Origin of the sequence: Clostridium sp. AM58-1XD (genome assembly GCF_003464085.1) — a bacterium.
In the GTDB taxonomy this organism is placed as follows: Bacteria; Bacillota; Clostridia; order Lachnospirales; family Lachnospiraceae; genus Lachnoclostridium_A.
Genome location: NZ_QSDR01000014.1, coordinates 83,937 through 99,623, shown reverse-complemented (window position 1 = coordinate 99,623; position 15,687 = coordinate 83,937). Strand labels below are relative to the sequence as shown.

Below are 15,687 nucleotides of genomic sequence, written 5' to 3'. Positions count from 1 at the left end.
CTGCACCCTCTTGTGTTTTATCTAAACTTAGGTATTCTCATTCCACGCCCCGTCCGGGCCAATGATATAGCCGCCGATGGTGGTATTCACAGCCGTAACGCCGTTCTCGTCGAAGTAGTACCAAGTACCATTTCCCGTCAACTTCTCTCCAGCCGGTGAAGGCAGTTCCGCCTTTGTAGTAGAGCCAGTGGCCGGAATCGTTCTTGACCCAGCCGGTAGCTGTGGGCGGGTCAATCACAACTTCTAGCAGAGGTTTTTAAAATTATTTTTTCACTTTCCAGAAAAGACTTTGTTCTGTTATACAGAAACTGAAAGGGCACTGGTCGGAGATAGAGGATGAAATGATTCGTTTCAGAGATGTCGCCCTCTTTTCGTTTGCAGGACAGGATAAAATAGTCCACAGAGCTGAGATTCTGTGTTATGATTGTATAATAGAAAGCATACAGCTTGTACAAAGTCTGTGAAATACACTGACGGGTACAGGCGTATGACCCGCGCTAAACAGGAAAAGATTCTGCTTAATGTGCGCATGATAAAAAGCAGAAAACGGAGTCTCGCAAAACGCTGTGCAGCGTGTGAAACGGGCAGACGATTTTCAATACGGAGGTATCTATGCCAGATGATGTATTAACTCTTTTTTCAAAGCCAGCTGCCAGCTGGTTTTCAAAGACGTTTGGAAAACCTACAAAAGTGCAGGAGGAGTCCTGGCCGGCGATCGCAGCAGGAAAACACGTTCTTGTCAGCGCCCCGACCGGAACGGGGAAAACGCTTTCCGCCTTTCTGGTATTTATCGACCGTCTTAATTCGATGGCAGAAGAAGGAATTTTAAAAGAAGAGCTTTATCTGATTTATGTTTCGCCCTTAAAGTCCCTGGCAGGCGATATTCGGGAAAACTTACGCCGCCCTCTCGATGGGATCATCAAAGAAAAGGCCGGGGGATTTGAAACGGAGATTCAGGTGGCAGTCCGAACGGGAGATACCCCTCAGAAGGACAGGCAGAGAATGATCAAGCATCCGCCTCATATCCTGATAATTACGCCGGAATCCCTTTATCTCATGCTGACCTCCAGGACGGGTCAGTCAATACTGAAAACGGCCAGAGCGCTGATTATAGACGAGCTCCATGCGTTGATCGATACAAAGCGGGGGGCCCATCTGATGCTGTCTGCCGCGAGGCTTGATATTCTGTGCGGTCAGCCGCTCCAGCGCATTGGCCTTTCGGCGACAATTGAACCGCTTGACCGGTCGGCGGAATATCTTTCTCCGGAACCGGCAGTCATCTGTGCTCCGCCAATGGAAAAAATGGTGAAAATCGAAGTTGTGGGAACGGATCCTGCGGCAGGAAAGCGGAAGGACCCTGTGTGGGAAGAGCTGGGAAGGGAAGTTTATCAGCAGTGTCTGTCCTGCAGAAGTGTGATCGCGTTTTCAGAAGGCCGCCGTTATGCAGAAAAACTGGCTTACTATGTCAATCTGCTGGGCGGGGACGGGTTTGCCAGAGTGCATCACGGCAGTTTGTCAAAAGAACAGCGGGCGGAGACAGAACGTGATTTAAGGGACGGAAAACTGAGGCTTCTTTGCGCGACGTCTTCCATGGAGCTGGGAATCGATGTGGGAGAAATCGATATTGTTCTCCAGATCGGATGTCCAAGAACAGTATCCAGCACCATGCAGAGACTGGGGCGTGCCGGACACAGTCCCGGCAGGGTCAGTGTCATGTATATGTATCCCAGAACAGCTCCGGAAACCGTTTACTGCGGTATGACGGCCATAACAGCAAAACGGGGCGGTGTAGAGCATACGAAGCCCCCCAGAATGTGTCTGGATGTGCTGTCTCAGCATCTCGTTTCCATGGCAAACGGAGAGGGATACACGGTGGATGATGTTATGAAAATTCTGAAACGGACCTACTCCTTCCGGGATGTGACAAAGGACGATATCATTTCTGTCCTATGCATGCTGGCCGGGGACTATGAACATAAACGCGATATACCGGTGCGTCCGAGGATTCTGTATGACAGAATTCACGGCACTGTGAAAGGTGACCCATATAGTCGTATGCTTGCTGTCGCGGCAGGCGGAACCATTCCGGATAAAGGATTGTACACGGCGAAAACGGAAGACGGAGTTAAATTAGGAGAGCTGGATGAAGAATTTGTCTATGAATCACAGCTTGGAGACAGGTTTATGCTGGGATCCTTTGGGTGGAGAATTACGGGAATCGACAGGGATACGGTTTACGTTTCCCAGACACCGCCGGAAGGAGCCAGACTGCCTTTCTGGAAAGGCGAAACAAGAGGAAGGACTCTGAGAACGAGCCAGGCTTTTGGAAAAATACTGAGAGGACTCGAGGTAGCGGAAGAAGAGGACAGGCTGGAGGAGGCGCTGGCTGGCCTGGGAATGGATCAGGCGGCTGTGGCAAATTCATCCGGATTTCTAAGGAGGCAGATTGAGGCCGCAGGAGGACTTCCAAATGACAAGACAATTATCGTTGAACATTTTACGGATCATACCGGCTGCCATCAGGTAATGGTGCACGCTTTGTTTGGCCGTCGGGTCAATGCCCCTCTTGCTCTTCTGATGCAGCATATGGTAAGAACAAAATGTGGATTTGACGCGGGCTGTGTAGATGAGGAGGATGGATTCCTGCTTTATCCATATGGGGAAGAAACGATTCCTGAACATATTTTATATGAAATTCATCCGGACATGGTGAGAGAGATCCTGGAGGCCATGCTTCCGGTTACGCCGTTATTTAATATGACATTCCGCTATAATGCGGCGAGAGCACTGATGATGGGAATGAAACGAAACGGACGCCAGCCTCTTTGGATGCAGCGGTTGAAGAGTACGGAGATGCTGGATTCCCTGATGGAGGAAAGGGACCACCCCCTCATTCGGGAAACGAGAAGGGAGTGCCTGGAAGACCAGTGGGATATAGAAGGCGTTCTGCAGATTCTGGCCGGTATTCATGCGGGCACGATTGCTGTCAGGGAGATTGCGGTAGATATCCCGTCTCCCATGTCTCTGCCGTTGCAGTGGCAGGCGGAAGCCGCCGAAATGTACGAATACTCACCTGCAACGCCAGGAATCAGGCAGGCTGTTTACGATGAATTAAAGTATCTGGAAGGAATTCGCCCGTCGGAGGCAGATCTTTCAAGGCAGCAGGAACGAAAGAAGCTGCCGGATGATGAGCAGCAGCTCCATTCTTTGCTGATGATCGAGGGGGATCTGGCGGCTGGAGAGCTGGAAGTGCCTGTGGAATGGCTTCTAAGCCTGGCGGAGCAGGCGCGTGCCTTTTATATCGAACCAGGACTGTGGATTGCGGCAGAACAGAAAGAGGAATATGAAGCTGCATTTATGAATGGACATATGAAAGCGGCGGTTCCAATTGTACGCCGCCTCCTTCGTTACCGGGGAGGACAGACGGCAGGTCAGATCAGGGAGCGCTATTTTCTGCCGGAAGGGCAGGCGGAAACGATATTACAGGAGCTGTGCAACAGTAAAGAGGCTGTGGAAGAAGACGGCGTTTTCTATCATGGTACGCTGTATGAAAGAGCCAGACGAACGGTCATTCAGAACATGAGAAGAGAAACTTCCGTACAGCCTGCGGCCCATTATGCCGCGCTGATGGCAGGAAAAGCCAGACCTTATGCTCCGGGAACCGAACAGCTGAAGCAGACTATGGAACAATATCACGCCAGAATGATTCCGGTTAAGCAGTGGGAGACGGTCATACTTGGACGAAGAGTGAAAAATTATTCAGAGAATATGCTGGATAAGCTTCTTGCGGAAGGAGATTATTTCTGGAAAATGTCGCCGGATGGCACCATCTGTTTCTGCCGGTATGAAGATATTGACTGGGATGAGCCTCTCCCGGATGTGGAAAAACAGCTGGAAGGAGACGAACTGCTGATTTACAGGGAGCTTCAGCGCAGAGGCGCCTGCTTCCTGAAATTTTTAACGGATATTCCAAGGGAACACAGTGCGCAGGAAGTGCTTATCAGCCTGGCAGAGAAGGGACTGGTATGTGCGGACAGCTTTGTGCCGGTCAGACAGTGGCAGAACAGGGAAAAGGTAAAGAAAGCCACTGCCAGACAGCGGGTGAATGCCAGAGTAATGGCGCTGTCTGCTGGAAGGTGGGATGTCGTCCGGCCTGTGAAGAGGAAAACGATGGAGGAGTGGCTGGAACTTCTTTTTAAGGAACAGCCGGTGATCTGCAGGGAAACATTCCGCAGAGCGGCTGCCTCATGTATCTCATCTCCATATGCTTTTGAGGATATGGCAGAAGAGGGGGCATGGAGTTTTAAACAGGCCCTGGAAGTTCTGAGGATTTGGGAATATACGGGGAGAGCACGCAGAGGATATTTTGTTGAAGGAATGTCCGGCGCTCAGTTTGTCCGCAGGGAAGACTATGAGGCGGTAACGGCCGCCCTGAAGGTACCGGGGGATGAAATCATCTGGCTGAATGCGTCTGATCCGTCGCAGGTATGGGGAAAAGTTCTGAATCAGACGGAAGGGGAGAACTTTTTAAATGTTCCCGGGACGGCTGCCGCACTCAGGGCGGGTGTACCTGTGGTTGTCTTAGAACGGCAGGGAAAGATCCTGCGTGTTTTTGAGACGGAAGGACTTGAGGCAGTTTTTAAAGAGTTTTCTGTAGGATTCCGTCAAAAACTCCTGTTCCCCGAATTAAAGCGTCTGATCGTGAAGGAGTACCCGAAGGAAGCGGCAGAAGCGTTGAAAGCGGCCGGATTTTTAAAAGAGATGCAGGATTATGTGCTGTACCGCTAAAGAAAGGCGGGACTGGTACTGAAGAATACAGGATACGGATGAAACAAGAGAGTTGAGAATGAATGAGAGGGAGGTACTGCGTGAATATACAACAGACGGATTTCCACACCAGAGCCAGAGAAAAAATGAAACAGATTTGGCATCTTTATATTCTGAATATTAATTCCGGACAGCTGGCTGCCGAAATAGCTGCCATGCCTGGCAATCTGGTGGTTATTGGGACAGGAAGACACGAAATGTATGAGAACCGGGAGGCATTTATAGCAGGGATGGAGGCCGATCAGACAGAAGCTCAGGAAGTAGAATTTGACATTCTGGATGAATGGTATGAAGTTCAGGCGATTACTGCAGATGTCTGCTGTATTTACGGAACGATCTGGGTTCGGGAAAAGGCTGCACTTGGAAAGATGGTTTACGTGGAGATGAACAGCCGGTTTACGGCTGTATGCAGAGATACGCCGGACGGCGTTCAGATTTGCAGCATCCATCATTCCATTCCTTACGTCGATCAATCGGATCAAGAATATTATCCCAGGACTCTGTCGGCACTGGCAGAAGAAGCCGTACAGAAAAATATGGTGTTGGAGCGGCGCATGGAGCTGGATGCGTCGACCGAACTGCTGAACCGGGTCGCTTCCGAGCGCCACATCGGCCAGGCCATGAGAAAAGAGTCTGGTGTTTTTATCATGCTTGATCTGGATAATTTCAAAGAAATTAACGATACGGCCGGCCACCTGCAGGGGGATCATGTGATACAGCAGTTCGCCCAGCTGCTGCGGGAGGTATTTCATTCCAGAGCGATTCTGGGCCGTATGGGCGGAGATGAGTTTGCCGTATGGTGCCCGGGAATTGCTCAGAAAGAGGCAGAAGACCGGTTTTGCATGCTGGTGGAAAAATGCAGCCATGTATCAGATGAACTGGGCACGCCGTTTTGCTGTTCAGCCGGAATGTCCTATTCAGAACCGGGCCATGAAAGCTTTATGTCCCTTTATCAGCGTGCCGATCAGGCGCTCTATCAGGCTAAATTTAATGGAAAAGGCCAGGCCAAATGGGACAGCCAGTCAAAAGAAGCGTTTCTCAGATGGATTCCGGAGTAAAAGAAAGAGGGTGTATTTATGGAGAAAAAAAGAATCGATCTGCACATGCACAGCCTGTACAGCGATGACGGAGAATATTCCCCGGCAGACCTTGTCCGCATGTGTAAAGAGCAGGGAATTCAGGTGATGGCGATTGCGGACCACAATAGTGTGCGGGCGAATGAGGAAGCAGAAGAAGCCGCCAGAGCGATGGGAATTACGTACATACCGGCTATTGAAATTGACTGTGTGTTCCAGGGAGTGAACCTGCATGTGCTGGGATATGGAATCGACAGCCAAAGTGAGGATTTTAAATGGATTGAGCATAACATCGACAGCCAGAGCATGGAGGCATCATATCAGATGCTCCGTGCTACGCAGGAAATGGGATTTCAGGTCACAAAAGGCGATATGGAGAAGCTGGAAGAATCCTGTTTCTGGAAGGGACGCTGGACAGGCGAAATGTTTGCAGAGGTGCTGCTTAAAAAGCCGGAATATGAAGACCATCCCATTCTTAAGGATTACCGGAAGGGCGGTTCCAGGAGCGACAATCCATATGTGAATTTCTACTGGGACTTTTATTCTCAGGGTAAACCGTGTTACGTAAAGATGGAATATCCCGGTTTAGAAAAAACGGTGGAGATGATACACAGAAGTAAAGGAAAGGCGGTTCTGGCCCATCCCGGAGTAAATCTGAAGAACAGGGAAGTACTTCTTATGCCGGTTATTCTGACGGGAATGGATGGGATCGAGGCATTCAGCAGCTATCATTCGCCTGCCCAGTGCGACCATTTTTACAGGCAGGCGAGACGCGGCGGACTGTTCGTTACATGTGGAAGCGACTTCCACGGCAAGACAAAACCTGCAATTCATCTGGGCAGTACAGGATGCTGTGAGGAGGAAAACGAAATCCTTGACGGATTGAAAAAAAGCGGACTCATAACCGGCTGACCGGATCTGAACAACCAGAGCAGAATCGAATGGAAGGGGGATAAGCCGATGAGGAAAGATGTCTATATTGACCTCCATATACACCTGGACGGAGCGATCACAGCGGATATTGCAAAAAAGCTGGCCGCTGTTCAGCATATGGAGCTTCCGACGGATGGGGACAAGGCGCTTGCGAAACTGCTGTCTGTTCCGGCAGACTGCAGAAGCCTCAATGATTTCCTGAAATGTTTTGCGCTGCCGCTTTCCCTGCTGCAGACGAGAGAAGGCATCGTGGGAGCGGTGAGAATGGTGCAGGAAAATGTGAAAAGACAGGGCGTTGTATATGCAGAAATACGGTTTGCTCCGCAGCTGCACACGGAAAAGGGCCTGACGCAGAGGCAAGTGATTGAAGCCGCCCTGGAGGGGCTGGAGCAGTCGGATATCCCGTGCAGCCTGATTCTATGCTGTATGCGGGGAGCGGGAAACCGAAAAGCCAATCTGGAAACGGTGGAACTTGCCAGGGAGTTCCTCAGAGAGAGCAGCGGAGTCGCAGCTCTTGACCTGGCCGGGGCAGAAGCGGTTTTTCCAACGAGAGATTACATGGATATCTTCAAACTGGCAAAATCATACGGGATTCCGTTTACAATCCATGCCGGTGAGGCGGATGGACCGGAAAGCGCTGCATGTGCAGTAGAAATGGGAGCCAGCCGGATCGGGCATGGGGTCAGGATTTATCAGGATAAGAAACTGATGGAACTGGTTCGGGACAGAGGAATTCCATTGGAAATGTGTCCGACGAGCAATCGGCAGACGAAAGCGGTAGAGGATATGCGGCTGTACCCGTTGAAAACGTATCTGGATATGGGGATTAAGGCAACTGTGAATACGGATGATATGGCAATTTCAGGAACGACTATGGCGGACGAATTCCAATATGTAACAGATCAGCTGGGAATTTCAGAGGCACAGAAGGAACGCCTTCTCCTGAATGCGGCCGAGGCTGCATTTACGGACAGGAAGACGAAGGAATATCTGAAAAATCTCATATGGAACGGACGAAGTGAGACGGAAGAATTATAAACTCGGCAGCCTTTATGAGAGATCAGCCAAGCTTTATTTGTGAAATCGCGTATTCAGCCTGTGAATGGAAGGAGAAGGAACAGGGGAAAATAAGTAGGAAGCAAAAATGTTCCGGCATATTTAATTAAAAGGAAGAAAGGCCAGGTAGCATCCGATGATCAGCCGATTGAATTTATTAAAAACCATAAAGACGGCAGGGGGCTGTTTTCTTGCAATTATCCTGGCCGAATGGATTGGGCTGAACTACAGTTCATCGGCAGGGGTAATCGCCCTGCTGAGCATCCATGATACGAAGAGGGAGACGCTCCGCGTGATGGTGAGGCGTCTTGTTTCGTTCGGCATTGCCCTGATGATTGCACCTGTTTGTTTTCGGCTGGCCGGATATAGACCTGCTGCGATTGGAGCATTTCTTCTTCTATTCACACCGGCGAGCATGGTTCTGCAGCTTCAGGAAGGAATATCAGTGAGCACAGTGCTGATGACCCATTTTCTGGCAGAAGGCTCCATGTCGGCGGACAATGTATGGAATGAGATTTTCCTGCTGCTAGCCGGCGCAGGAATCGGAGGCATGATGAACCTCTATATTCCCGGAAAAACTGAGCTGATATGGAAAAAACAGCGTCAGATCGAGGCACAGTTTAAGCTGCTCCTGGCGGGTATGGCCGGAATCCTGGAGGGGAAAAAGCAGGACGCAGAATATGGAGATGGATTCACAGCGCTCGAGCATATGATCGAAGAAGGAGAAAAAGAAGCATATGAACATATGGAAAACAGATTGCTGACGGATACCCGGTATTATTTGAGATATATGGGACTCCGTAAAAGCCAGCTTTCCGTTTTATACAGAATACGGGACGGCCTGGAATGGACAGGGAGGCTGCCAAAACAGGCAGAAGAACTGGCCGGTCTGTTTTCCTCTGTCAGCAGTTCCTTTCATGAATCCAACAATGCGGTCGGCCTGCTGGCAGAAGTGAAGGATGTGAAAGAGGAAATGAAGCTGCAGCCGCTTCCCGCTGGGAGGGAGGAGTTTGAAGCGCGGGCCGTACTGTTTCAGATTCTGTTGGAGCTGGAACAATTTCTGATCATGAAGAGAGAATTTGCAGAAGAATTGAGCCAGGAAGAAATTCATGCATACTGGGAGCCTGAACAATCACAGTGAGGTGCGGGCAAAGTTTCCCTGTAACGGAGTCGGAATAAATTAAAAAGAAAATTCGTTGTTATAACAACAGACATGTCGGAATGATTCTCTTATAATAAACTCACAAATGAACAACAGGAGGAAAAAGGTTTTTCCTCTATGTGAGCAGAATAGAAATAGAAAAAGGAAAGAATAGGGAGAGAATCATGGAACGACAGATGTTTTGTTTTCAATGTGAACAGACGGCAGGCTGTTCAGGCTGTACACAGAGTGCTGGGGTGTGCGGAAAGACTGCCAATACAGCCAACCTTCAGGATGAACTGACCGGAGCTATGATCGGTCTGGCCCATGCATGCAGCAGCAATCCTAAGACGAAGGATACGGACCGCCTCATTTTGGAAGGACTTTTTACAACAGTAACAAATGTCAATTTTAATGACGAGACGATAACGAAGATGATCAGACGGATTCGGGAAGAAAAGGCCAGGATTGCTCCAGGCTGTGCGTGTTGTGCTTCCCGCTGCGGAAATACGGATGACTATGATATGACGCGCCTGTGGAACGCAGATGAGGATATCCGTTCTCTGAAATCACTGATTCTGTTCGGGATACGCGGGATGGCGGCTTATGCTTACCATGCCATGCTTTTGGGATATACAAACGAGAGGGTAAATGATTTCTTCTATAAGGCGCTGTTTGTCCTGGCAGAAGAATGGACCGTGGAGGAACTGCTCCCCGTTGTAATGGAAACGGGTGAAGTAAATCTGGATTGTATGGAACTTCTGGACAGAGCCAACAGGCTTTCGTTTGGATCGCCGCAGCCCACGTCGGTATCCCTGACTGTGGAGAAGGGGCCGTTTATCGTCATTACCGGCCATGATCTGTATGATCTGAAATTGCTGTTGGAACAGACGGAAGGTAAAGGTGTTAATATCTATACTCATGGTGAAATGCTTCCGGCCCATGCATATCCTGAGCTTAAGAAGTATTCTCACCTCAAGGGGAATTTAGGAACGGCCTGGCAGAACCAGCAGAAGGAATTTGCAGGACTTCCTGCGCCCGTGCTGTTTACAACTAACTGCATCATGCCGGTAAAGGAAAGCTATGCCGACCGCGTATTCACTACAGAGATGGTTTCATATCCGGAAATGGTCCATGTGGGCGAGGGTAGGGACTTTACTCCTGTGATAGAAAAAGCTCTGGAACTGGGAGGCTACGCTGAAGATACGGTATTTACGGGAATTAACGGAGGAAATACTGTGCTGACCGGTTTTGGACATGAAACGGTGCTAAGTGTGGCAGACCAGGTGATAGAAACTGTGAAGTCAGGGCAGATACGTCACTTTTTCCTGGTCGGAGGCTGCGACGGGGCCCGCCCTGGTAGAAATTACTATACGGAATTTGTAAAACAGACACCGGAGGATACGGTGGTACTGACGCTGGCGTGCGGTAAATACCGTTTTAATGACCTGGACCTTGGAACAGTTGCAGGGCTTCCCCGTATTATGGATATGGGACAGTGCAACGATGCTTACAGCGCAATTAAAGTGGCTTCTGCTCTGGCTTCTGCATTTGGCTGCGGCGTCAATGACCTTCCCCTGTCTATGATTTTGTCATGGTATGAACAGAAGGCGGTCTGCATTTTGCTTACTCTATTGCATCTGGGAATCAAGAATATCCGCCTGGGTCCGACTCTGCCGGCATTCCTTTCCACGAATGTACTGAATCTCCTGGCTGCGAATTACAATATTGCGCCTGTTACGATGCCAAAAGAGGATTTGAAGAGCATTTTGGGGTGAAAACGGCATAACACTGTACCGCCGGGATGAAAGGATGGGAAGTGCAGCCAGGACAGCTGTTAGCTTACCTCCTCGTGCTCAGACTGTTTCCTGGCGCTGTCCAGTTTATATTTTGTTCCCCATAAGTACATGGAATCCAGGATCGGCTTTAAGCTGCATCCGGTCTCTGTCAGCGTATATTCGACTCTGGGCGGAACTTCCGGATAAACGGTGCGCGTTAAAAGTCCGTCAGCCTCCATGGCACGCAGGTGGCTGGTCAGGACTTTTTGCGTGATGCCGTTTACAGAACGCATCAGTTCATTGAACCGCTTTGTTCCGGTAAGCAGGTCGCGGATAATCAGGACCTTCCATTTATCTCCGATCAGCTGTATGGTCATTTCAACAGGACAGTCAGGAATTTTCTTTATGTGTTCCATGGCAGAACCTCCTTGGTATATATTTGGATGTACAGATGAATTGATATATTTAGATCAATTTTATACCTTATATAAAGAAAATACAATAAGCTGCGGAAATTTCTTGATATTCACAGGAATGAAGGATACATTAAAAGAACAACGCATTACCGCCGATACCGTGCGCAGCTGCCTGGGTTTGGCGGAATAAACTGCTTGTACACCGCGCCGTAAAAGCTTATAATGTGATAGGAAACGTATGTCTTGGCAGTAAAGGAGAAGACTGATATGCCGTTGGATAGGAAAGGATCATTTGACGAAGTTTTTCTGAATGATATCCTGGATCAGATAAACGTCAATATTTACATTACGGATATAGAGACGGATCAGATCGTTTATATGAATGAAACGATGAAAAAGGATTTTAAATTGAAGCATCCAGAAGGGGAAAAATGCTGGAAAATACTTGTCCGCGATGGGAAACAGCGCTGCAGTCTTTGCAATATCGACGGACTTCTGGCAGGAAGATCGGAAAACAGCTGTACCTGGGATGAAACCAATTTGATAACGGGGAAGATTTATAAGAACTACGGACGGATACTGGAGCAGAATGGAAAACAGTATTTTATACAGTATGAGACAGATATTACTGAGTTTTCCCGTCTTTCAGAGACGGCCAGAATTGATGAACTGACGAAGATGTTAAACAGACGGGCGGGCAGAGAACGAATGACGGCAGCTCTGGATCAGGCCAGAAGCGAAAAAATTATTTTTACGGCGGCCCTCTGCGATGTTAACGGGCTGAAGCGGGTCAACGACATGTACGGACACAGCGAGGGGGATCATCTTCTTCGCTATTTGTCATCCGTGATCAGACGAAATGTGGAAGAACCAGATTTCGCATTCCGTTTAAGCGGGGATGAATTCGTCATTATCTTTATGGGTAAGGATAAGGAAGAAGCTGACAAGAATATACAGTGGATCGGAAGACAGCTGAAAGAAGGCAGAGAAGATATGTCCATTTTCTATGAAGTCTCTTTCAGCTGCGGTCTGGCGGAAGTTTATCCGGAAGATCATTACACCGTTCCTGAGATTATTTCCAAAGCAGATGAGAGAATGTATATACAGAAGAGGGAATATCATATCAGGTGCGCAAGAGAAAGGCTGGCGAATGCAGGAGCTCCTCAGAAGTATGAAGAGCCGTTTGATTATGACAGAGAGCATCTTTATGAAGCGCTGACGGACAGCACGGACGATTATATCTTTGTGGGCAATATGAAGACGGGAGTCTTCCGGTATCCTCCTGCGATGGTGGCGGAATTCGGCCTGCCTGGAGAAATCGTAGAGAACGCAGCTGCTTTCTGGGGAAAGCTGATCCATCCTCACGATGAACAGGGATTTTTAGAGAGCAATCAGGAAATTGCCGACGGTCATGCGGACAGTCACGATATTGAATACCGTGCTAAAAATGTAAAGGGCGAATGGATATGGCTGCGCTGCCGCGGAAGAATGATGCGGGATGAAAAGGGCGTACCGTGGCTGTTTGCCGGTATGATTACAAATCAGGGAAAAAATAACAAGGTTGACCATATGACAGGGCTTTATAATAAATACGAATTTGAAGGCCTGATTAAACAACAGATTGCCGACGGCGAACAGGAAACGCTGGGGATTATAATCCTGAATATCGATTCCTTTAAGGATATTAATGACCTGTATAACCGTTCCTTCGGCGATGAGATTCTGCGCCTGACTGCCAACAAGATCGAGGCGCTCCTTCCTCCAAACGCCAGGCTTTTCCGTCTGGACGGAGATGAGTTTGGAATCGTGGTCCTGGGCGGAGTGATGGAGGACTTAAGCAGTATTTTCGGAAGAGTTCAGAGGAGCTTTCATAATCAGCAGAAGCACAATGGAAGAAAATATTACTGTACTCTCTCTGCCGGCTGTGTGTTCTACCCGGAAAACGCAGACAACTATCTGGATCTGCTGAAATACGCTAACTACTCTCTGGAATATTCAAAATTAATGGGGAAGAACAGAATGACAGTATTTTCCACGGATATTCTTCGGAGAAAAGAACGTAAACTGGAATTGAATGAACTTTTGAGAGAGAGCATTGAACGTGGCTTTATTGGATTTTCCATCTATTATCAGCCTCAGATCGATGCAGCTACAGGAGAGGTTTACGGAGCAGAGGCTCTTGCCAGATGGCACTGCGGGAAATACGGGGATGTTTCGCCGGGAGAATTTATTCCGTTACTGGAGCAGAGCGGAATGATCGTACAGCTTGGAAAATGGATATTCGCACAGTCTGTATTCCAGTGCAGCAAATGGTGTGAAAAGAAGAGTGATTTTCATATCAGTATCAATGTGTCCTACCGACAGCTTTTAGATACCGACGTTCTGGATTTTATTCGGACGACGATCGATGAATCCGGCCTTGATCCGTCCCATATTACAATGGAACTGACAGAAACTTATCTGGTTCAGGAAGATGTGGCCATCAGGCGGATGGTCAGCGCAATGCAGGAAATGGGAATTCAGATCGCCATGGATGATTTCGGAACAGGGTATTCTTCCTTGTTTTCGTTGAAGAAAATTCCTGTGGATATCGTAAAGATCGACCAGGGATTTGTCAGAAATATTGCGACAGACGTATTTAATGCTACATTTATTTCTTATATTACAGAGCTTTGTCATGAAGTAGGCAAGATCGTATGCCTGGAAGGCGTAGAGACAATAGAAGAATATAATGCAGTCAGAGACAGCGGGATTGAGCTTTTTCAGGGATATTACTTTGGACGTCCGGTGGCGGCGGATATCTTTGAAAAGAGCTTTTTCAGGGACGAGAAAATGAGCGGAGAGTCATAAATGATAGATAAGAATGAGTTTTTAAAGAATTATAATATGGAAGAACAGGATTTTGAGGGCGCCAGAATCAGCTGGGAAGAGCTGGAAGCGATTTACGAAAACTACCAGACAATCGAAGGAAGGCTGAGGGAAATCGGCAAGGACTTTGTGGATGACTACCTTTATGATATCGAAAAGGCAGGAATTCACTCATACCGCTACCGCGTAAAGGAGCCGGGCCATCTGCTGGAGAAGATCATTCGAAAAAGGGATGAACAGTACGAAAAGTTTAAAAATATCGACTGTTCCAATTACCATAAGTATATTACGGATCTGATCGGAATCCGTGTGTTTTTTCTCTATCGGGAAGACTGGATTCATTTTCACAAGTATATTACAACTGTTTTTGAAAATAATCCCGATATCTATGTGCATAACAGAATTAAAGACTTTGACGAAAATGAAGGCCATTTTTATATTGCAGAGCGGCCGAAAGTATACAGGAGAACGGGAGACACCAGGATTTATGATGATGATCTGATTGAAATCCGTTCCGACGGGATATACAGGTCCCTGCACTATATCATTAAATATAAAGGCTATTATGTGGAAATACAGGGAAGAACGCTTTTTGAAGAAGGGTGGAGCGAGATCGACCATGATATCGTATACCCCTATTTTAAAGATGATGAAATGCTTAAGGACTTCTCGACGCTCTTGAACAGGCTGTCGGGAATGGCGGATGAGATGAGTTCTTATTTCCGCAGAATGAAGCAAAAAAAAGAGGAGCGGGAAGAACATACGGGGGATGCTGTAAAGTGAATTTCTGATATCTGATCCTGTTTCCGGGAAAATGGACGGAAACAGGATCGGACTGTCCCGATTCATTTTGCGGCGCTCCCGTTGTTGTTTACCGGGAAGCATATCGCTGTGAAGCGGTCGTCAGACAGGGATTCATTACCATTTGCAGTTTAAAAGAAAGCTTGTTACAATAGATAGAGTATATAAAAGGGAAATAATTGGGATAAGAGGGGACATATGGATCGAACAAAAGATATTATTATTGGGATGAGCGGCGCAACCGGAAGCCTTTACGGAATCCAGCTGCTGAAATTACTGAAGAAGGAACCTGATATACGGGTGCATCTTGTGATGTCAGAGTGGGCCGGGCGTACCATTCTGGAGGAAACGGATGATACGCCGGAACAGGTTTGCCGGCTGGCGGACTTCTGTTACGCCAATGACAACATGGCAGCTCCTGTAGCAAGCGGCTCTTTTCCATGCAGGGGTATGGTGATTGCTCCCTGCAGCATGAAGACGGTGGCCGGGATCGCCGGAGGATATACGGATAACCTGCTCCTTCGGGCGGCGGATGTCTGCCTGAAAGAACGCAGACCGCTAGTCCTTATGGCGCGGGAGACTCCTCTTTCAGCGATCCATCTGGAAAATATGCTGCGCCTTGCCAGAGCAGGCGCCATTATCCTGCCCCCTATGCCGGCATTTTACACAAGGCCTGAGGGGATCGAAGAGCTGGTGCTCCAGACCTGTGCCCATGCTCTTGGATTTTTGGACATAGCAGTTCAGGAAAAGAGACAGTGGTCATCCAGACTGGAACAGGAACATATCTGAGA

General features: G+C 48.3%; 11 protein-coding genes. 9 read left to right on the top strand and 2 right to left on the bottom strand.

What is annotated here, in order from left to right:
- Positions 1-27: 27 nt before the first annotated feature.
- Positions 28-234 carry a hypothetical protein gene (locus tag DXA13_RS10415; protein WP_181995608.1) on the bottom strand — a complete coding sequence of 69 codons (207 nt, stop codon included), beginning with the start codon at positions 232-234 and terminating at the stop codon, positions 28-30.
- Between the two features lie 378 nt (positions 235-612).
- On the opposite strand from DXA13_RS10415, the gene DXA13_RS10410 reads away from it, so the two are divergent.
- The 6 genes from DXA13_RS10410 to hcp all read left to right on the top strand — a co-directional run bounded on the left by DXA13_RS10410 (position 613) and on the right by hcp (position 10,811).
- Entirely contained in the window at positions 613-4,788 is a 4,176-nt protein-coding gene (locus DXA13_RS10410; RefSeq protein WP_118244153.1) for a DEAD/DEAH box helicase, read from the top strand.
- Positions 4,789-4,868: 80 nt separating this feature from the next.
- Entirely contained in the window at positions 4,869-5,885 is a 1,017-nt protein-coding gene (locus DXA13_RS10405) for a diguanylate cyclase (protein ID WP_118244150.1), read from the top strand.
- A gap of 18 nt (positions 5,886-5,903) precedes the next feature.
- Positions 5,904-6,815 (top strand): PHP domain-containing protein, encoded by a 912-nt coding sequence (locus tag DXA13_RS10400; protein WP_118244148.1) that lies wholly within the window; start codon positions 5,904-5,906, stop codon positions 6,813-6,815.
- Between the two features lie 48 nt (positions 6,816-6,863).
- Positions 6,864-7,874 (top strand): adenosine deaminase, encoded by a 1,011-nt coding sequence (add, locus tag DXA13_RS10395; RefSeq protein ID WP_118244146.1) that lies wholly within the window; start codon positions 6,864-6,866, stop codon positions 7,872-7,874.
- Between the two features lie 154 nt (positions 7,875-8,028).
- The gene (locus DXA13_RS10390) at positions 8,029-9,033 is read left to right on the top strand and encodes an aromatic acid exporter family protein (protein ID WP_118244143.1); all 1,005 of its coding nucleotides are present in this window, start codon (positions 8,029-8,031) and stop codon (positions 9,031-9,033) included.
- Between the two features lie 185 nt (positions 9,034-9,218).
- Positions 9,219-10,811, top strand: coding sequence for a hydroxylamine reductase (hcp, locus tag DXA13_RS10385; RefSeq protein WP_181995607.1), 1,593 nt, complete (start codon positions 9,219-9,221; stop codon positions 10,809-10,811).
- 59 nt (positions 10,812-10,870) lie between these two features.
- Here hcp and DXA13_RS10380 read toward each other — a convergent pair whose 3' ends face one another.
- Positions 10,871-11,227, bottom strand: a complete 357-nt coding sequence (locus tag DXA13_RS10380; protein ID WP_118244141.1) for a helix-turn-helix domain-containing protein — start codon at positions 11,225-11,227, stop codon at positions 10,871-10,873.
- Between the two features lie 267 nt (positions 11,228-11,494).
- Here DXA13_RS10380 and DXA13_RS10370 point away from each other — a divergent pair, with 267 nt between their 5' ends.
- The 3 genes from DXA13_RS10370 (at position 11,495) to DXA13_RS10360 (ending at position 15,685) form a co-directional block, all read left to right on the top strand.
- On the top strand, positions 11,495-14,077 hold the full coding sequence (locus DXA13_RS10370; RefSeq protein ID WP_118244137.1) for an EAL domain-containing protein: 2,583 nt from the start codon (positions 11,495-11,497) through the stop codon (positions 14,075-14,077).
- Positions 14,078-14,878 (top strand): GTP pyrophosphokinase, encoded by an 801-nt coding sequence (locus tag DXA13_RS10365; protein ID WP_118244135.1) that lies wholly within the window; start codon positions 14,078-14,080, stop codon positions 14,876-14,878.
- A 216-nt stretch (positions 14,879-15,094) separates the two neighbouring features.
- Positions 15,095-15,685 carry a UbiX family flavin prenyltransferase gene (locus tag DXA13_RS10360; RefSeq protein WP_118244133.1) on the top strand — a complete coding sequence of 197 codons (591 nt, stop codon included), beginning with the start codon at positions 15,095-15,097 and terminating at the stop codon, positions 15,683-15,685.
- Positions 15,686-15,687 lie beyond the last annotated feature (2 nt).

Excerpts from the sequence above, each read along its gene's own strand:
- add (WP_118244146.1), top strand. The coding sequence starts at position 6,864 with ATGAGGAAAGATGTCTATATTGACCTCCATATACACCTGGACGGAGCG.
- DXA13_RS10390 (WP_118244143.1), top strand. The coding sequence starts at position 8,029 with ATGATCAGCCGATTGAATTTATTAAAAACCATAAAGACGGCAGGGGGC.
- DXA13_RS10370 (WP_118244137.1), top strand. The coding sequence starts at position 11,495 with ATGCCGTTGGATAGGAAAGGATCATTTGACGAAGTTTTTCTGAATGAT.
- DXA13_RS10400 (WP_118244148.1), top strand. The coding sequence starts at position 5,904 with ATGGAGAAAAAAAGAATCGATCTGCACATGCACAGCCTGTACAGCGAT.
- DXA13_RS10410 (WP_118244153.1), top strand. The coding sequence starts at position 613 with ATGCCAGATGATGTATTAACTCTTTTTTCAAAGCCAGCTGCCAGCTGG.
- hcp (WP_181995607.1), top strand. The coding sequence starts at position 9,219 with ATGGAACGACAGATGTTTTGTTTTCAATGTGAACAGACGGCAGGCTGT.
- DXA13_RS10380 (WP_118244141.1), bottom strand. The coding sequence starts at position 11,227 with ATGGAACACATAAAGAAAATTCCTGACTGTCCTGTTGAAATGACCATA.
- DXA13_RS10365 (WP_118244135.1), top strand. The coding sequence starts at position 14,078 with ATGATAGATAAGAATGAGTTTTTAAAGAATTATAATATGGAAGAACAG.
- DXA13_RS10360 (WP_118244133.1), top strand. The coding sequence starts at position 15,095 with ATGGATCGAACAAAAGATATTATTATTGGGATGAGCGGCGCAACCGGA.